16 protein-coding genes and 1 tRNA gene are annotated in these 17,181 nt (G+C 59.9%); 10 read left to right on the top strand and 7 right to left on the bottom strand.

Annotation, left to right across the window (positions count from 1 at the left end):
* Positions 1–146 precede the first annotated feature (146 nt).
* The 4 genes from gpmI to AC1DVE_RS11150 all read left to right on the top strand — a co-directional run bounded on the left by gpmI (position 147) and on the right by AC1DVE_RS11150 (position 5,345).
* On the top strand, positions 147–1,676 hold the full coding sequence (gene gpmI, locus AC1DVE_RS11165) for a 2,3-bisphosphoglycerate-independent phosphoglycerate mutase (RefSeq protein WP_218429645.1): 1,530 nt from the start codon (positions 147–149) through the stop codon (positions 1,674–1,676).
* 241 nt (positions 1,677–1,917) lie between these two features.
* The gene (locus tag AC1DVE_RS11160; RefSeq protein ID WP_154861217.1) at positions 1,918–3,213 is read left to right on the top strand and encodes a murein hydrolase activator EnvC family protein; all 1,296 of its coding nucleotides are present in this window, start codon (positions 1,918–1,920) and stop codon (positions 3,211–3,213) included.
* A gap of 34 nt (positions 3,214–3,247) precedes the next feature.
* Positions 3,248–4,567 (top strand): S41 family peptidase, encoded by a 1,320-nt coding sequence (locus AC1DVE_RS11155; protein WP_223457486.1) that lies wholly within the window; start codon positions 3,248–3,250, stop codon positions 4,565–4,567.
* Position 4,568: 1 nt separating this feature from the next.
* Positions 4,569–5,345: a divergent polysaccharide deacetylase family protein gene (locus AC1DVE_RS11150; RefSeq protein ID WP_223457484.1), complete on the top strand. Its 777-nt coding sequence runs from the start codon at positions 4,569–4,571 to the stop codon at positions 5,343–5,345.
* Positions 5,346–5,474: 129 nt separating this feature from the next.
* Here AC1DVE_RS11150 and AC1DVE_RS11145 read toward each other — a convergent pair whose 3' ends face one another.
* The 7 genes from AC1DVE_RS11145 to AC1DVE_RS11115 form a co-directional block, all read right to left on the bottom strand.
* Complete coding sequence (locus AC1DVE_RS11145; RefSeq protein ID WP_223457482.1) at positions 5,475–6,230, bottom strand: substrate-binding periplasmic protein; 756 nt, start codon at positions 6,228–6,230, stop codon at positions 5,475–5,477.
* Between the two features lie 78 nt (positions 6,231–6,308).
* Positions 6,309–7,079 (bottom strand): imidazole glycerol phosphate synthase subunit HisF, encoded by a 771-nt coding sequence (gene hisF / locus AC1DVE_RS11140; protein WP_007972752.1) that lies wholly within the window; start codon positions 7,077–7,079, stop codon positions 6,309–6,311.
* Positions 7,080–7,170: 91 nt separating this feature from the next.
* Positions 7,171–7,920: a 1-(5-phosphoribosyl)-5-[(5-phosphoribosylamino)methylideneamino]imidazole-4-carboxamide isomerase gene (hisA, locus tag AC1DVE_RS11135; RefSeq protein ID WP_046040868.1), complete on the bottom strand. Its 750-nt coding sequence runs from the start codon at positions 7,918–7,920 to the stop codon at positions 7,171–7,173.
* 42 nt (positions 7,921–7,962) lie between these two features.
* Complete coding sequence (locus AC1DVE_RS11130) at positions 7,963–8,220, bottom strand: DUF2164 domain-containing protein (RefSeq protein WP_093227621.1); 258 nt, start codon at positions 8,218–8,220, stop codon at positions 7,963–7,965.
* Positions 8,221–8,859, bottom strand: coding sequence for an imidazole glycerol phosphate synthase subunit HisH (gene hisH, locus AC1DVE_RS11125; protein WP_057712412.1), 639 nt, complete (start codon positions 8,857–8,859; stop codon positions 8,221–8,223).
* Entirely contained in the window at positions 8,859–9,452 is a 594-nt protein-coding gene (gene hisB / locus AC1DVE_RS11120) for an imidazoleglycerol-phosphate dehydratase HisB (protein WP_003218037.1), read from the bottom strand. Before hisB ends, hisH begins: the two co-directional genes overlap by 1 nt.
* Before the next feature lie 191 nt (positions 9,453–9,643).
* Positions 9,644–11,308 (bottom strand): OFA family MFS transporter, encoded by a 1,665-nt coding sequence (locus AC1DVE_RS11115; RefSeq protein WP_223457481.1) that lies wholly within the window; start codon positions 11,306–11,308, stop codon positions 9,644–9,646.
* A 231-nt stretch (positions 11,309–11,539) separates the two neighbouring features.
* Between AC1DVE_RS11115 and AC1DVE_RS11110 the strand changes: the two genes are divergently transcribed.
* The 6 genes from AC1DVE_RS11110 (at position 11,540) to AC1DVE_RS11085 (ending at position 17,160) form a co-directional block, all read left to right on the top strand.
* A complete protein-coding gene (locus tag AC1DVE_RS11110; protein ID WP_223532772.1) occupies positions 11,540–11,944 on the top strand; it encodes an acetyl-CoA sensor PanZ family protein in 405 nt (134 codons plus the stop codon).
* A gap of 78 nt (positions 11,945–12,022) precedes the next feature.
* A complete protein-coding gene (locus tag AC1DVE_RS11105) occupies positions 12,023–14,254 on the top strand; it encodes an AsmA family protein (protein WP_223532774.1) in 2,232 nt (743 codons plus the stop codon).
* Positions 14,251–15,318, top strand: a complete 1,068-nt coding sequence (gene mutY, locus AC1DVE_RS11100; RefSeq protein ID WP_223457476.1) for an A/G-specific adenine glycosylase — start codon at positions 14,251–14,253, stop codon at positions 15,316–15,318. Before AC1DVE_RS11105 ends, mutY begins: the two co-directional genes overlap by 4 nt.
* On the top strand, positions 15,315–15,587 hold the full coding sequence (locus AC1DVE_RS11095) for an oxidative damage protection protein (protein ID WP_007989188.1): 273 nt from the start codon (positions 15,315–15,317) through the stop codon (positions 15,585–15,587). Before mutY ends, AC1DVE_RS11095 begins: the two co-directional genes overlap by 4 nt.
* A gap of 103 nt (positions 15,588–15,690) precedes the next feature.
* Positions 15,691–15,766: transfer RNA gene (locus AC1DVE_RS11090), tRNA-Phe, on the top strand.
* Positions 15,767–16,080: 314 nt separating this feature from the next.
* Entirely contained in the window at positions 16,081–17,160 is a 1,080-nt protein-coding gene (locus tag AC1DVE_RS11085; protein WP_223457474.1) for a hypothetical protein, read from the top strand.
* Positions 17,161–17,181 lie beyond the last annotated feature (21 nt).

Here is a 17,181-nt window from a genome sequence, read left to right as displayed (position 1 = left end):
AGGTTCCAGGGCGTTAAAATGTCGGCCAGTATACACAGCCACTATGGTGGGCCAAACCCCGTCCGGCGGTGACGCGGCCGGAACTTCGCTTTAAACTGCGACTCCCTTTTCCATTACCCCTATTACCTCAGCCACGAGTGGATTCCATGACTACCACGCCTAAACCTTTGGTCCTGATGATTCTCGACGGCTTCGGTCACAGTGACAGCCCCGAATCCAACGCCATCTATGCGGCCAAAAAGCCCGTACTCGACCGTTTGTGGGCCACCGTGCCGAACGGCCTGATCTCGGGCAGCGGCATGGACGTCGGCCTGCCGGATGGCCAGATGGGCAACTCCGAAGTCGGCCACATGAACCTGGGCGCCGGCCGCGTGGTGTATCAGGACTTCACGCGCGTCACCAAATCGATCCGTGACGGCGAGTTCTTCGAGAACCCGACCATCTGCGCTGCCGTGGACAAAGCCGTCGCCGCTGGCAAAGCCGTGCATTTCATGGGCCTGCTGTCCGATGGCGGCGTGCATAGCCACCAGGATCACCTGGTCGCCATGGCCGAACTGGCCTTCAAGCGCGGCGCCCAGAACATCTACCTGCACGCCTTCCTCGACGGCCGCGATACTCCGCCGAAAAGCGCGCAGTCATCGATCGAACTGCTCGACGCGACCTTCCAGGCCCTGGGCAAAGGCCGGATCGCCAGCATCATCGGTCGCTACTACGCCATGGACCGCGACAATCGTTGGGACCGCGTGTCCCAGGCCTACAACCTGATTGTCGATGGCCAGGGCGAATTCAACGCCGCCACCGCTCAGGAAGGCCTGCAAGCGGCCTACGAGCGCGGCGAGAGCGACGAATTCGTCAAAGCCACCTCCATTGGTGAGCCGGTAAAAGTCGAAGACGGCGACGCCGTGGTGTTCATGAACTTCCGCGCCGACCGCGCCCGCGAGCTGACCCGCGTGTTCGTCGAAGACAATTTCAGTGAGTTCGAGCGTGCCCGCCAGCCGAAACTGGCCGGTTTCGTCATGCTGACCCAATACGCCGCCAGCATCCCTGCGCCTTCGGCTTTCGCTGCCGGCAGCCTGGAAAACGTGCTGGGCGACTACCTGGCGAAAAACGGCAAGACCCAGCTGCGCATCGCTGAAACCGAAAAATATGCCCACGTGACCTTCTTCTTCTCCGGCGGCCGCGAAGAACCGTTCCCGGGCGAAGAACGCATCCTGATTCCGTCACCGAAAGTCGCCACCTATGACTTGCAACCGGAAATGAGTGCGCCGGAAGTCACCGACCGCATCGTCGATGCCATCGAAAACCAGCGTTACGACGTGATCGTGGTCAACTACGCCAACGGCGACATGGTTGGCCACAGCGGCGTGTTCGAAGCGGCGGTCAAGGCCGTTGAATGCCTGGACCTGTGCGTGGGTCGCATCGTCGATGCCCTGGAAAAAGTCGGCGGCGAAGCCTTGATCACCGCTGACCATGGCAATGTCGAGCAAATGTCCGATGAAACCACCGGCCAGGCGCACACCGCGCACACCACCGAGCCGGTACCGTTCATCTATGTCGGCAAGCGCGACCTGAAGGTCCGCGAAGGCGGCGTACTGGCGGACGTGGCGCCGACCATGCTGAAGCTGCTGGGCCTTGAACAACCGGCGGAAATGACCGGGACTTCGATTCTGGTGTAATCCGGCCGCTCAAGCCCCCCAATACCCTGTGGGAGCGAGCCTGCTCGCGATAGCAATCTGACAGCCAACTAACCCGTTGAATGTCAGGACGCCATCGCGAGCAGGCTCGCTCCCACAGTGGTTTTGGGGTGTTTTCAGGGGTAACTTCATTCCAGTCATCACACAGTCAGAAATGGGCATTTTTTTTGCCGCCCATGGCGGGCATACTAGGCCGTCCCTTTCCCTGGTGCCGCCCGCCCCTATGCTCCGCGTCCTGATAGCCCTAGCTCTGACTTGCCTGCTCCAACCGGCCTTTGCTGACGAGCGCGCAGATACCCAACAACAGTTGGACGCCACGCGTCAGGACATTGCCGAGCTGAAGAAGCTGCTGGGCAAGCTGCAGGAAGAAAAGTCCGGTGTGCAAAAAGAGCTCAAGGGCACCGAAACCGAAATGGGCAAGCTCGAGAAGCAGGTCGAAGCCCTGCAAAAAGAGCTGAAGAAAAGCGAAGCCGAGCTGCAGCGACTCGATGCAGAGAAAAAAAAACTCCAGAGCGCGCGCATTGAACAGCAACGACTGATCGCCATTCAGGCCCGGGCGGCCTACCAGAACGGTCGCCAGGAATACCTCAAGTTGCTGCTCAACCAGCAGAATCCGGAAAGATTCGCCCGTACCCTCACCTATTACGACTACCTGAGCCAGGCTCGCCTGGAGCAGCTGAAGAATTTCAACGAAACCCTGCGCCAACTGTCCAATGTCGAGAAAGACATCGCCATGCAGCAGGCGCAATTGCTGGTGCAGCAAAGCAGCCTCGACACCCAGCGTGACGAGCTCGAGAAAGTCCGCAAGGAGCGCCAGCAAGTCCTGGCCAAGCTCAATGACGACGTAAAGGCTCGCGATCAGAAACTGGCGGCGCGCGAGCAGGATCAGGCAGACCTGTCTAAAGTCCTTAAAACCATTGAAGAAACCCTGGCACGCCAGGCTCGTGAGGCAGAAGAAGCGCGGCAAAAAGCGCTGATCGCCCAGCAGGAAGCCGAAAAAAAGCGTTTACGTGAGGCCCAGGCGCAGGCAGATGCCAGCGACGACGCCCCACGCAAACCGGTCAGATCGACACCTGGCGCACTGGTTTCCAGTTCCGGCGAGACCTTTGGCGGCCCGTTTGCGTCAACCCGCGGCAAACTTCCCTGGCCTGTCGATGGTCGACTGCTGGCGCGCTACGGTGAAAGCCGTGGCGACGATGCCCGGACCAAGTGGGATGGCGTGATGATCGGCGCGTCTGCCGGCAGTGCGGTCCGTGCCGTACACGGTGGTCGCGTGGTGTTCGCCGACTGGTTGCGCGGCGCCGGGCTGCTGGTGATTCTCGACCACGGCAATGGTTATTTGAGTCTGTACGGTCACAACCAGACGCTGCTCAAGTCTGCCGGTGACGTTGTAAAAGCCGGTGAGCCTATTTCCACTGTCGGTAACAGTGGCGGGCAGGACACACCAGCGCTGTATTTCGCAATTCGTCAGCAGGGTCACCCGAGTGACCCTGCGCAATGGTGCCACGCGCAAGGATAGGCGTTGAGTCACCAACATTAGGAGTTCGTTCGACATGCTGCATTTGTCCCGCCTTACCTCGCTGGCCCTGACGATCGCCCTGGTGATCGGCGCGCCTCTGGCGTTTGCCGCTCAACCAGCCCCGGCGGTTGCGCCTGCAGGCACTGCTGCGACCTCCAAGGCGCCACTGCCGCTGGATGAGTTGCGCACCTTTGCCGAGGTGATGGACCGGATCAAGGCCGCTTATGTCGAACCGGTGGACGACAAGACCCTGTTGGAAAACGCCATCAAGGGCATGCTCAGCAACCTCGACCCGCATTCCGCCTACCTCGGTCCTGAAGATTTCGCCGAGTTGCAGGAAAGCACCAGCGGGGAATTCGGCGGCCTGGGCATCGAAGTCGGTGCCGAAGACGGCTTCATCAAGGTGGTGTCGCCCATTGACGACACTCCGGCCTCCAAGGCCGGTATTCAGGCCGGCGACTTCATCGTCAAGATCAACGGCCAGCCGACTCGCGGCCAGAGCATGACCGAAGCCGTCGACAAGATGCGCGGCAAGATCGGCCAGAAAATCACCCTGACCCTGGTACGCGACGGCGGCACGCCGTTCGACGTGACCCTGTCCCGCGCCGTCATCCAGGTGAAGAGCGTGAAGAGCCAGTTGCTGGAATCGGGCTACGGCTACATCCGTATCACCCAGTTCCAAGTCAAGACCGGCGAAGAAGTCTCCAAGGCCCTGGCCAAGCTGCGCAAGGACAACGGCAAGAAGCTCAAGGGCATCATTCTCGACCTGCGCAACAACCCGGGCGGCGTGCTGCAGGCAGCGGTGGAAGTGGTCGACCACTTCATCACCAAGGGCTTGATCGTTTACACCAAGGGCCGCATCGCCAACTCCGAGTTGCGCTTCTCTGCCACCGGCAAGGACGAAAGCGAAGCCGTGCCAATGGTCGTGCTGATCAACGGCGGCAGCGCCTCGGCTTCGGAAATTGTCGCCGGCGCCCTGCAGGACCAGAAACGCGCCGTGCTGATGGGCACCACCAGTTTCGGCAAGGGCTCGGTACAGACGGTTCTGCCGCTTAACAACGAGCGCGCATTGAAGATCACCACGGCGCTGTATTACACGCCGAACGGCCGTTCCATCCAGGCCCAGGGCATCGTGCCGGATATCGAAGTACGCAAGGCCAAGATCACCAGCGAACAGGACAGCGATTACTTCAAGGAAGCTGACTTGCAGGGTCACCTGGGCAACGGCAACGGCGGCGCCGACAAACCGACCGACTCCAGCGGCAAAGCCAAGCCGATGCCACAGGACGATGATTACCAACTGGCCCAGGCCCTGAGCCTGCTCAAAGGGCTGAGCATCACGTCCGGCCGTTGAGATGTTTCTGCGGTTGCTGATCGGTCTATTGTGTTGTCTGGCGGGTGTTGCTCACGCAGAACCCGCCGGATCGACGCCCCACAAAGCCTACCTGAGCCTGATCATCGATGACCTGGGGCAGAACCTGCCCCGGGATCGCCGCGTGCTCGCCCTGCCCGGCCCGGTGACCACGGCAATCATGCCCGACACGCCCCACGCCACCGAATTCGCCCGCGAAGCCCATCGCGCCGGCAAGATCGTCATCCTGCACATGCCCATGGATCCGGCCACCGGACCGTTCGCCTGGCATCCCGAGTTGCCCGTCGAGGAGCTGGAAAAACGCCTGAACGCCGCGTTCGAAATGGTCCCGTACACCAGTGGCATCAACAACCACATGGGCAGCCGCATGACCGCACAGCCAGCCGCCATGGCGTGGTTGATGGCGGATTTGCAGCGCCGGCATAAATTCTTCGTCGACAGCCGCACCAGCGCCCAGACCGTGGCCGCAGCCGAAGCGCAGAAGATCGGTTTGGCGAGCGTTTCGCGGGATGTGTTTCTCGACGATGAGCGTACTGAAGCGGCGATCCTGACCCAGTTGCAGACCGCGATCAGCCTCGCGCACAAGCAGGGTTCGGCGGTGATGATCGGGCATCCGTATCCGCAGACGCTGGCGGTATTGGAGCGCGAGCTGCCCAAGCTGAAAGCTCAGGGAATCGAGTGGATTGATATCCGGCAGATGATCAGTGTGCGTGGAAACCAAGCGACTGCGGCGCATGGGAAGGATGGGGTGTACCGCTAATCCGCGGGCGCCACCAAACAACTGTGGGAGCGAGCCTGCTCGCGATGGGGTCATGACAGTCACTGCAAATGTCGACTGTAAAACCGCTTTCGCAAGCAGGCTCGCTCCCACATTGATATGTGCAGGGTCCTACAGATACTGCGCCATGATCTCGTCCACCCGACCTTCCTTGCGCATCTGGTCCAGCGCCGCCTGGAGCTTGGCCACCGTCTCGTCCGGCACGTCCTTGTTCAGTGCCAGGTACAGTTCGGCACTGTTGAAACGCAGTACAGTTTTCAACCCGTTAACCCCCTCCTGGCGGGCCAGGTAACGGCCGGCAGGATCGCCAGTGGCCCACAGGTCGATCTGACCGTTGACCAGTTTCCTGGCGTTGTCCTGATCGCGCAGCACAACGATCGGGTTGAGGCCTTGCTTGGCCAGCGTCTCGGCAATGGCGTCGCCCTTGTAGGCGCCGATCTTGTATTTGCGCGCGTCATTCAAGGTTTCGAGGGTGATCTTGCTGTCAGCCTTGGCCAGCATGATCCAGTCGTCCGGGCCAATTGGGCCGACCCATTTGAACAGCTTCTCGCGGTCCGGCAACCGCGCCATGACGAATACGCCGTAACCGGGTTTTTCCAGGGTGAGTTTGTAGATTCGCTCCCAAGGGAAACGCAGCGTCAGACTGTAGGTAATGTCGGCGCGCTTGAACATCTCGCGGACGATATCGGTGGCGATGCCATTGATGTTCTCGTCCTGAGCGAAGTTCTTGCCGTTCTTCGCCATGTTGTATGGCGGGAAGTTCTCCGTCAGCAACACCAGGTCGGTATCGCGGCTGTCGGCAGCGTGCGCCCCGTTGATGAGCAACAGAGAAGCGCTGGCAAGGACGAGAAGAAAGCGTTTAAGCATGTCTGGCTACCGAAATCCATGGCGTACCCAAGAGTGCCTTGGGTACGCCATGGTGTCCACTGGCCTGTATCGGTTTGTTTAACGCATCACGATTCCGCGATGGGCCATATAGGCCTTGGCTTCCTGCACGGTGTATTCGCCGAAGTGGAAAATACTCGCCGCCAGTACCGCGCTGGCGTGGCCTTCGATAATGCCGTCGGCCAGGTGTTGCAGGTTGCCGACACCGCCGGAAGCAATCACCGGGATGCCCAGCGCATCGCTGATGGCGCGGGTGACGCCCAGATCGAAACCGTTTTTCATGCCGTCCTGATCCATGCTCGTCAGCAGGATTTCGCCGGCACCCAGGCCTTCCATTTTCTTCGCCCATTCAACGGCATCCAGGCCAGTCGGCTTGCGACCGCCATGAGTGAAGATTTCCCAGCGAGGGGTTTCGCCAGGTCCGGAAACCTTCTTCGCGTCGATGGCCACCACGATGCATTGCGAACCGAAATGCTGCGCGGCTTCGCCGACGAACTCCGGGTTGAACACTGCTGCAGTGTTGATCGAAACCTTGTCGGCACCGGCATTGAGCAGGTTGCGGATGTCCTGCACGGTGCGCACGCCACCGCCCACGGTCAGCGGGATGAACACCTGGCTGGCCATGCGCTCGACGGTGTGCAGCGTGGTGTCGCGGCCATCGACGCTGGCGGTGATGTCGAGAAAGGTAATCTCGTCGGCACCCTGCTCGTCGTAACGACGGGCAATTTCCACCGGGTCACCGGCGTCGCGGATGTTTTCGAATTTCACACCCTTGACCACCCGGCCGTTGTCCACGTCCAGGCAAGGGATGATGCGTTTGGCCAGAGCCATACTTAATCTCCGATTAAGAGTTGCAAGCTTCAAGCTATAAGCTGCAAGTAAGAGCGGATCGCGATCGCGCTTTTAACTTGCAGCTCGCAGCTTACAGCTTGGAGCTGGCCGCGTAGCCATCACAAAAAGCTTGAGCCTCAGCAACATCCAGAGTGCCCTCATAAATCGCGCGGCCTGTGATCGCACCGATGATGCCTGGCGCCTTGGCGTCGAGCAGGGTCTTGATGTCACCCAGGTTGTGGATGCCGCCGGAAGCGATCACCGGGATCTTTGTTGCAGCAGCCAGTGCGGCGGTGAACGGTACGTTGCAGCCCTGCATCATGCCGTCTTTGGCGATGTCGGTATAAACGATCGCGGAAACGCCGTCGGCTTCGAACTGCTTGGCCAGGTCGATCACCTGGATGGTGCTGATTTCAGCCCAGCCGTCGGTGGCAACGAAACCGTCCTTGGCATCCAGACCGACAATCACCTTGCCCGGGAACGCGCGGCAGGCTTCGGCGACGAAGGCCGGATCTTTCACGGCCTTGGTGCCGATGATCACGTAGCTCACGCCCGCTTTCACGTAGTGCTCTATGGTTTCCAGGGAGCGGATACCGCCGCCGATCTGGATCGGCAGGTTCGGATAACGCTTGGCGATGGCGGTGACCACTTCACCGTTGACTGGCTGGCCTTCGAAGGCGCCGTTCAGGTCGACCAGATGCAGACGACGGCAACCGCCCTCCACCCACTTGGCAGCCATGCTCACCGGGTCATCGGAGAACACCGTGGAATCTTCCATGCGGCCCTGGCGCAGACGAACACAGGCACCGTCTTTAAGATCGATAGCGGGAATAATCAGCATCTGGCAAACCTTCAAATTTGAATGTTCAGCTTGGCTCGGAAATCAGTTTTTCTCGAGCGCCCACAGGTCGCTTTCGATGCTTTCGAACCTCTCTTTGAGGTGCGCCTGCACATCGAAAATCGCCCTGTTGTAATAGTGCGGAGCAATTTCACGGGTAAACAGCTCAAGAATCTCCGCTGCCTCGAACGAGCCGAGGTCGAGTTCGAAGCGGTCTTCCATGAAACGCTTGATCTTGCGATTGGCCTCGCTCTCCTGCTCGGGAGTGAGGGTCAGAATCGGCGGTTTCTTCTTGATTGCCATTTACCAGCGACCGTCCCACGCAGCGAAGTTCTGCAGCAACTGCAGGCCATGGGTATGGCTTTTCTCCGGGTGGAACTGCACGGCGAAACGCGAGCCTTCGGCCAGCGCGGCGGCGAAATCGACACCGTAGTGACCACCACCCACTACCTGCCGCGCGTTGGCGGCAGCGATGTAGTAGCTGTGCACGAAGTAGAACCGCGCCAGGTCCGGAATGTCGTGCCACAGCGGGTGACTCACCTTCTGCTTCACTTCGTTCCAGCCCATGTGCGGGACTTTCAGGTGTTCGCCGTCTTCATGTAGGTCTTTGCCGAAGAACTTCACTGCGCCCGGGAACAGGCCGATGCAGTCGACACCGTCATTCTCTTCGCTGGTGTCGAGCAAGGCTTGCATGCCCACGCAGATGCCAAGGAACGGACGATCCTGGCTGACTTCACGTACCAGCGAATCGAAGCCGAGGCGACGGATCTCCGCCATGCAATCGCGAATCGCGCCAACGCCAGGGAAAACCACCCGGTCGGCTTCGCGAATCACGTTGGCATCACTGGTGATCAGCACCTTGCCGGCACCGACGTGCTCGAGGGCCTTGGCCACCGAATGCAGGTTGCCCATGCCGTAATCGATAACCGCGACTGTCTGCATTACAGAACGCCCTTGGTCGATGGCATTTGCCCGGCCATGCGGTCATCGAGCTCGACGGCCATGCGCAGGGCGCGGCCGAAAGCCTTGAACACGGTTTCGATCTGGTGGTGGGTGTTGGTGCCACGCAGGTTGTCGATGTGCAGGCTGACCAATGCATGGTTGACGAAGCCCTGGAAGAATTCCTGGAACAGGTCAACGTCGAAGCCGCCAACGGTGGCGCGGGTGTACGGCACGTGCATCTGCAGGCCTGGACGGCCGGAGAAGTCGATCACCACGCGCGACAGCGCTTCATCGAGCGGCACGTAGGCGTGGCCGTAGCGACGGATGCCTTTCTTGTCGCCGATGGCTTTGGCAAACGCCTGGCCGAGGGTGATACCGACGTCTTCCACCGTGTGGTGGTCATCGATATGCAGGTCGCCCTTGCTGACAATATCCAGGTCGATCAACCCGTGACGGGCGATCTGGTCCAGCATGTGCTCAAGAAAAGGAACACCGATATCAAATCGGGCCTTTCCGGTGCCATCGAGGTTGATCGAGGCTTTGATCTGGGTTTCCAGAGTGTCGCGCTCGACAGACGCCTTACGTTCGGCCATCACCAGCTCCGCAAAATCATTGGGCGAAAAAGGCAGCCATTATAGGCGTGCGGGCGCCAAACAGAAACACACGAGGTGATATCCCTGACGGAGTGAATTCGGGGGTTCCGGCGATAGACATGTCCTTTAATGTTGACTGGCATTCCGCCTTCGCGAGCAAGCCCGCTCCCACAAGGGGTTATGCGTTTTACTTAGTGAAACAGCACCGCCGTCTTCTGCAGAGTCACCCAAACACCCCACGCCAGCGGAATGCCCACCACCAGCCACGCCGCAATCGCCAGCGGCTTGGTGCCCGGCGCAGCTTTCCACTCCAGCACGGTGCTGCTGTCAGCGCCTTTGTCATGGCCCAGCGCCTGTTCGGCGGCCAGTTCGGCGTCGGTCATGAAGTACTTGTCCGCCACCGGACGCACCAGCAGGTTGCACAGGAAACCCAGCACCAGCAGGCCGGCGAGGATGTAGAGGGTGATGTCGTAAGCCGCCGCACGCTCGACGCCGATGCTCAGCTGATATTCACGCAGGTAGTTCACCAGCACCGGACCGAGCACACCGGCAGCAGCCCACGCCGTCAGCAGACGACCGTGAATCGCACCGACCATTTGCGTACCGAACAGGTCCGCCAGATACGCCGGAACAGTCGCGAAACCGCCGCCATACATCGACAGAATGATGCAGAACGCCGCCACGAACAGCGCGATGCTACCCAGGTGACCCAGGTTCGGAATCAGTCCGTACAGGGCAAAGCCCAGGGCGAAGAACACGAAGTAAGTGTTTTTACGGCCCAGGTAATCTGAGAACGAAGCCCAGAAGAAACGTCCACCGATGTTGAACAGGCTCAGCAAACCGGTGAAACCGGCAGCGATGGCGGCGATTGAAGCCAGTTGCGAGGCGTCCAGCTGACCGAAGGTCAGGTCATTGCCCAGCAACTTGCCAGCGAACACTTCCTGCAACAGCGGCGACGCCATGCCGAGGATGCCGATACCGGCCGATACGTTCAGGCACAGCACCAGCCACACCAGACGGAACTGCGGCGTCTTCCAGGCCACATTCACGTGAACATGACGATGAGTGATCATCGCGTTCGAGGCTTTTTTCGCCGGGGCCGTCCAGCCTTCTGGCTTCCAGCCGGTTGGCGGAACGCGGTAGGACAGCGCGCCACCGATCATGAACACGAAGTAGATCGCGGCCATCACCAGAAAGCTCTGCCAGACGCCGACGCTGGTTGGCGAAGCGAAATGCCCCATCAGCGCCGCCGCCAGCGGAGCGCCGACCATTGCGCCGCCGCCGAAGCCCATGATCGCCATGCCGGTCGCCATGCCGCGCTTGTCCGGGAACCACTTGATCAGGGTCGACACCGGCGAAATGTAACCCAGGCCCAGGCCGATACCGCCAATGACCCCGGAGCCGATCCACATCAGCCAGATCTGGTGGGTATACACCCCCAGCGCCGAAATCAGCAGACCGCCACACCAGCACAGTGCCGATACGACACCGGCCTTGCGCGGTCCGGCATGTTCCAGCCAGCCACCCCAGATGGCGGCCGAGCAACCGAGGAAGATGAAGAATAGGGTGTAGATCCAGCCGAGCATCGAGATCGGCCAGTCACACTGGGACGAAAAGACTTGTGCGATAAAACTCATGTCGGGTGCGCAGGCCACCGGAGCGGTGATACCCAGCGCCTTGGACAGCGGCAACCAGAACACCGAAAAGCCGTAGGCCATGCCGATGCACAAGTGGATGGCCAGCGCGGCCGGTGGCACCAGCCAACGGTTGAAACCGGGCTTGGCGATGATCCGCTCCTTGGACAGGAACGCAGGCTGGTCGGCACTGAAGCCGTCCGCCGTGATGCTCGTGGTCATTGTGTATCCCCCAATTATCAGTATGGTTCGCCAGCCACAGTTCACTCCCGGCCTTTATGCACGCAGGCATGACCGTTTTTTCGGTCGAGCGCCTCGTTGTGCGACAACAGGTCGCAGAAGGACGGACGAACGGGCAAAGGTTACCATCTGCAAGTGGCAGAAAAACCAAACTGACATCACGTTTTGTACGTCATCTGATCTCCATCGCTTCATGACCTCACAGGAATCACCATGCCGATCATTGTCGAGCCGCTGAACCAAGCCACTGCCAAGGATCGGCAGGATCTGCAGAAGATCTACTGCGACGCCCCGGACTGGCTGTTCGCCCCTTTTTCAGGGGCCGCACAGTTGATCGAAGACTGTTTGCGCGACGGCACACTGATCGCCGGACGCTTCAATGATCGCCTGCTGGGCGCGGCCCGCTTGCAAAGGCACCAAGACGCCTGGCACTTGTCCCAAATATGTGTGCGAAAAATTACCCGTCGCCGTGGTGTTGCCGAGCGACTGGTTGCCGAAGCCCAGAAAATGGCCGCGCAATCGGGCATGCCCCTGCGCCTGCTGGCGCCTGCCGGGCATCTGGAGGCTCAGGCGCTGGCCGCCAAGCTGAAACTGCCGCTGGATGTATTGCCGGCGTGATCACTGACCGGTCGTCTGTTCGGGGGCGCTATACTCCTCGGCTAAATTTTGAATTCGACTAATTACAAGGACTCGCCCATGAAAGCGTTCGGCAAAATCCTGGGTCTGGTACTTCTCGGGCTGTTGCTGATCATTGTGGCGCTGGGCTTTGCCCTGACCCACCTCTTCGATCCCAACGACTACAAAGACGAGATTCGCCAGATTGCCCGCGACAAGGCTCACATCGAGCTGACGCTCAATGGCGATATCGGCTGGAGCCTGTTCCCGTGGCTGGGCCTGGAGCTGCACGACGCCAGTGTGGCGACCCTGATCAAGCCGACCGAGCCGTTTGCCGATTTGCAGATGCTCGGCCTGTCGGTGCGCGTACTGCCGCTGCTGCGCCGTGAAGTGCAGATGAGCGACGTGCGCGTCGAGGGCCTGAACCTGCGCCTGAACCGCGACAAGGACGGCCACGGCAATTGGCAAGACGTCGGCAAGCTGCCGGCAGTGGCCAACACCGACGCGACCAGCACCCCGCCGGCCGCTGGCGAACCTGCGCCCGAAGCGAGCGTCGCGGCGGAAAAGCCGCCGCAGCCGATTCGCCTGGACATCGACAGCCTGACCGTGAACAACGCACGGGTTGAATACACCGACGAACGAACCGGCAAGAGCTTCAGCGCCGAAAGCATTCAGTTGAGCACCGGTGCGGTTCACGACTCCGTCAACATTCCCCTCAAGCTCACGGCTTTCCTGTCAGCCAACCAGCCGGCATTGCGAGTGCGTACCGAGCTCAACGGTGAGGTGCGGATCGCACGTGCACTGCAGCGCTATCAGCTCGAAGACATGAGGTTGTCCGGCGAAGTGACCGGCGACCCATTACAAGGCAAGACCATGACCTTCTCCGCCCAGGGCCAGCTGGTGCTGGACAAGGCCGCCAATGTCGCCGAGTGGACCGGCATCAAAATCTCCGCCAACCAACTGCGGGCACTGGGTGAACTGAAGGTCAACGACCTCGACAAGACCCCACAAGTCAGCGGCGGCATCTCGATTGCCCAGTTCGACCTGGCGAAATTCGTCGATAGCATCGGCCAGAAACTCCCGGCCATGGCCGAAGGCAGCCTGAGCAAGGTCGAACTGGTCAGCCGTCTGGCAGCAACACCCACCAGCCTGGCGTTCGACAACGTCAACCTGAAAGTCGACGACAGCACCTTCAGCGGCCGCATTGCCGTCGAAGACTTCTCCAAGCAGTCGCTGCGCGCCGTGCTCAAGGCCGACACCTTCAACGTCGACCGTTACCTGCCGCCGAAGTCCGCCGAGGCCAATAGCGCGACACAAGTGCGTCAGGCCGAAGTCGCCAGCACCGAAGCCGATGCCATGGCCGGCGCCGGCAGTACTCCGTTGCCACCCGCGCCGACCAAGGACGCCTGGAGCAGCGAGCGCCTGTTGCCCGTGGAACGCTTGAGCAAGCTCGATGTGGACGCCGACCTGACCTTCGGCCAGTTGACCCTGCAAAAATTGCCGATCCATAACGCCGCGCTCAAGGCCACCGGCCAGGGCGGCCTGCTGACGCTGGGCAACCTGCGCGGCGACCTGTACGAGGGCAACTTCGAAACCACCGGCACGCTCGATGTACGCCAGCCAGTGCCGGCGTTGAACCTGCAGACGAAGATCAGCCGGGTACCGGCAGAAAAAATCCTCGAAAGCCAGGGCAAGAACCCGCCAGTCAAAGGCCTGGTCACGCTCAACAGCAGCCTGACCGGCAGCGGCAACAGCCAGAAAGCGTTGATCGAAACCCTCAACGGCAACGCCAGTTTCGTCATCAACAATGGCGTGCTGCTCAACGCCAACCTCGAGCAACAGCTGTGCAAAGGCATCGCCACGCTCAACCGCAAAACCCTCAACGGCGAACCCCGGGGCAAGGACACACCCTTCCAGGAGCTCAAGGGCAACCTGACCTTGCGTAACGGCGTGGCCAGCAACCCCGACCTGAAAGTGCGCATCCCGGGCATGACCGTCAACGGTGACGGTGACATCGATCTGCGAGTACTGGGCATGGACTACCGCGTCGGCATCATCGTCGAAGGCGATACCAGCGCCATGCCGGACCCGGCCTGTCAGGTCGGCGACAAGTTTGTCGGTGTCGAGTGGCCACTGCGCTGCCGCGGCCCGCTGGAGCTGGGCGCCAAGGCTTGCCGTTTGGATAACGACCGCATGAGCCAGGTCGCGGCCAAACTGGCTGGCGACAGGATCAGCGAAAAAATCGACGAGAAATGGGGCGACAAGGTCAACCCGAAACTCAAAGACGCGCTCAAGGAGCTGTTCAAGCGATGAGAGCCGAGCAGTTTTCAACGGCGGTGCTGGACTGGTTCGACCGCCACGGCCGGCACGATTTGCCCTGGCAGCAGGACATCAACCCGTATCGGGTATGGGTCTCGGAAATCATGTTGCAGCAGACCCAGGTCAGCACCGTGCTGAACTACTTCGACCGCTTCATGGCCTCGTTGCCAACGGTCGAAGCCCTGGCGGCGGCACCGGAAGACGAAGTGCTGCACCTGTGGACGGGCCTGGGTTACTACACCCGCGCGCGCAATTTGCAGAAGACCGCGAAGATCGTCGTCGAGCAGTACGGCGGCGAGTTTCCCCGGGATGTTGAAAAACTTACTGACTTGCCGGGGATCGGCCTGTCCACCGCTGGCGCCATTGCCAGCATCAGCATGGGCCTGCGCGCGCCGATCCTCGACGGCAACGTCAAACGGGTGCTGGCGCGATTTACCGCACAAGAGGGCTACCCCGGCGAGCCGAAGGTCGCCAAACAGCTCTGGGCCAACGCTGAGCGCTTTACGCCGCAGACCCGAGTCAACGCCTACACCCAGGCGATGATGGACCTGGGCGCCACACTCTGTACCCGCAGCAAACCGAGCTGCCTGCTGTGCCCGCTGGAAAAGGGCTGTGAGGCGCACATGCTCGGCCTGGAAACCCGCTACCCGATCCCCAAGCCGCGCAAAGCCATCCCGCAGAAACGCACATTGATGCCGATGCTCGCCAACAACGACGGCGCGATCCTGCTTTACCGTCGCCCGTCCACGGGCCTGTGGGGCGGTTTGTGGAGCCTGCCGGAACTCGACGACCTCGACGACCTGCCGCATCTGGCATCGCAGCACTCGCTGGAGCTGGGCACTCAAAAGGCATTGCCGAGCCTGGTGCACACCTTCAGCCATTTTCAGTTATCCATCGAACCCTGGCTGGTTCTGGTCCAGGAGTCCGGCCATCACGTGGCCGAGGCTGACTGGCTCTGGTATAACCTCGCCACCCCGCCGCGCCTGGGCCTTGCCGCCCCGGTCAAAACCTTGCTCGAACGCGCGGCCGCCGTATTGAACGCAGGAGAGTCGTCATGACCCGCACCATCATGTGCCGCAAGTACAAAGAAGAATTGCCAGGCCTGGAACGTGCTCCGTTCCCGGGCGCCAAAGGCCAGGACATTTTTGACCACGTCTCGCAAAAGGCCTGGGCCGACTGGCAGAAGCACCAGACCCTGCTGATCAACGAAAAACGCCTGAACATGATGAACGCCGAAGATCGCAAATATCTTCAGGGCGAGATGGACAAGTACTTCTCCGGCGAGGATTACGCCAAGGCCGAAGGCTACGTGCCGCCGTCGGAATAACCCCGATTTATCGGGGGTCGGAACGTAAGCGACGGTAATAATTAAAATTTTTTTGAAAACTTGCTTGACGACCCCCTGAAAAACCCGTTTAATGCGCCCCGTTGCCCAGATAGCTCAGTCGGTAGAGCAGGGGATTGAAAATCCCCGTGTCGGCGGTTCGATTCCGTCTCTGGGCACCAAATACCGAAACCCTGAATCGCAAGATTCAGGGTTTTTTTATGCCTGCGATTTGATGAGGCACCGGTCCAGTCACCATCGAAGCAACAATTCCCACCTCCTCTCGCCACGCCAGCAAGTACCCGTGATGGTTGCCGAGGCTGAGTCCCCAAAAGCTTCAGACATTGGAAATCGGCCCTTCCTGGCAGTCGCTTGGTTTGTCGGAACGCTCCGTATGCTTTAACGGAATTGGATGACATACGCTGATCATCGGCTTGTGCAGAATCGGAGGATAAGCTGCCGTACAGGTGGGAGCAGAGACACAACAGGGAAGACAATGACTGAGGCCATTCAACGAGATGTCGAAACCGCTGAGTTTTTTACTGAACAAGAAATCAGAACATTCCGCTTTGATATTCAGCAGGCAACATTGCTTAACAAGTTCGCCGAAGAACTGGCCGCCATCGGCGGGCCACAGGTAAGGGGAGCCAAGTCCAAAGCCTCTCTGGCAGCCACCGAATTAAAGTTCTCGTTTTCGAATGACCAATGCGAATTGCTGGGTGCCTACTCTGATGGCCTTGTTTGCGTGCTGATCTTTGAAGGGCTGCAAAAAATCACCGATGTCAGCCCTCCAAGTGAATTGCCAGACCTGAAATTCCTGGAAAATCGTCACGACGTCCTTTGCTTGGCCGCCCGTAATCAGATCTTGTTGAAACTGGTGGGTAACAGTGCCTTTGCCTATGACATGGACAATGAAGGAAAACTGGTTCGACTGGTGGCCAACTTCAAGGGCGGCGGATTGACCAGAATCCCTGCCGAGCCGGACATAAAAGAACTGAGTTCCCATTCCGGCCTCGCACTTGGCCCGCATACAGAGGCGCCTTACTGGTGCGCTGTGAACGCGAAAGACGGGCATTCGCCCTCTCCATCGTCGCTCATACTTTCCGCCTTGTGGAACCCGAGCCTGGAGCCTACGCGAGTCATTCCACTACCTCCCATACTCGAAAAAATTGGCGTCACCAACTGCCTCGCGCTGACCACGGGTAACTTCCAGTTCACTCGTAGTGACTCCTTTGTCAGCGGCAAAGGGGAAGATGGCCGCAACGTTTCGATTCTGGAGTTCGACGACAAGGCAGGGTTCACAGCCCGCTTTAACTCGTATCGTTTTTCGGTCAATGACAACGCCTCGACCTTTGTGAAAACGGCTTACACCGCCCTTTGCCAGGGTGTGGGTGAAGCAACACCGGTCGAATACACGCTGACCCAGGAATCGGCCATAGTCATCAATAACATCAGGGCTCTGCACTGTCGCGATGTCATCAAAGACAACAGACGGGTCTTGGTTCGTATTTTCGGACTTTCAAAATTTTCTTCCCCCATCGTTGTTTCCGAGGACCCGCTAGTGCTTCAGGGCTGATTTTTTATGTGATCAGGCTGT

The organism is Pseudomonas sp. P4_B4, from assembly GCF_056402255.1.
The sequence above is the reverse complement of the archived record's forward strand: the minus strand, read 5'-3'. Positions and strand labels throughout refer to the sequence as shown.

Bases quoted from the DNA above. Each gene is read 5' to 3' on its own strand.
- gpmI (WP_218429645.1), top strand. From the start codon at position 147: ATGACTACCACGCCTAAACCTTTGGTCCTGATGATTCTCGACGGCTTC.
- AC1DVE_RS11160 (WP_154861217.1), top strand. From the start codon at position 1,918: ATGCTCCGCGTCCTGATAGCCCTAGCTCTGACTTGCCTGCTCCAACCG.
- AC1DVE_RS11155 (WP_223457486.1), top strand. From the start codon at position 3,248: ATGCTGCATTTGTCCCGCCTTACCTCGCTGGCCCTGACGATCGCCCTG.
- AC1DVE_RS11150 (WP_223457484.1), top strand. From the start codon at position 4,569: ATGTTTCTGCGGTTGCTGATCGGTCTATTGTGTTGTCTGGCGGGTGTT.
- AC1DVE_RS11145 (WP_223457482.1), bottom strand. From the start codon at position 6,230: ATGCTTAAACGCTTTCTTCTCGTCCTTGCCAGCGCTTCTCTGTTGCTC.
- hisF (WP_007972752.1), bottom strand. From the start codon at position 7,079: ATGGCTCTGGCCAAACGCATCATCCCTTGCCTGGACGTGGACAACGGC.
- hisA (WP_046040868.1), bottom strand. From the start codon at position 7,920: ATGCTGATTATTCCCGCTATCGATCTTAAAGACGGTGCCTGTGTTCGT.
- AC1DVE_RS11130 (WP_093227621.1), bottom strand. From the start codon at position 8,220: ATGGCAATCAAGAAGAAACCGCCGATTCTGACCCTCACTCCCGAGCAG.
- hisH (WP_057712412.1), bottom strand. From the start codon at position 8,859: ATGCAGACAGTCGCGGTTATCGATTACGGCATGGGCAACCTGCATTCG.
- hisB (WP_003218037.1), bottom strand. From the start codon at position 9,452: ATGGCCGAACGTAAGGCGTCTGTCGAGCGCGACACTCTGGAAACCCAG.
- AC1DVE_RS11115 (WP_223457481.1), bottom strand. From the start codon at position 11,308: ATGACCACGAGCATCACGGCGGACGGCTTCAGTGCCGACCAGCCTGCG.
- AC1DVE_RS11110 (WP_223532772.1), top strand. From the start codon at position 11,540: ATGCCGATCATTGTCGAGCCGCTGAACCAAGCCACTGCCAAGGATCGG.
- AC1DVE_RS11105 (WP_223532774.1), top strand. From the start codon at position 12,023: ATGAAAGCGTTCGGCAAAATCCTGGGTCTGGTACTTCTCGGGCTGTTG.
- mutY (WP_223457476.1), top strand. From the start codon at position 14,251: ATGAGAGCCGAGCAGTTTTCAACGGCGGTGCTGGACTGGTTCGACCGC.
- AC1DVE_RS11095 (WP_007989188.1), top strand. From the start codon at position 15,315: ATGACCCGCACCATCATGTGCCGCAAGTACAAAGAAGAATTGCCAGGC.
- AC1DVE_RS11085 (WP_223457474.1), top strand. From the start codon at position 16,081: ATGACTGAGGCCATTCAACGAGATGTCGAAACCGCTGAGTTTTTTACT.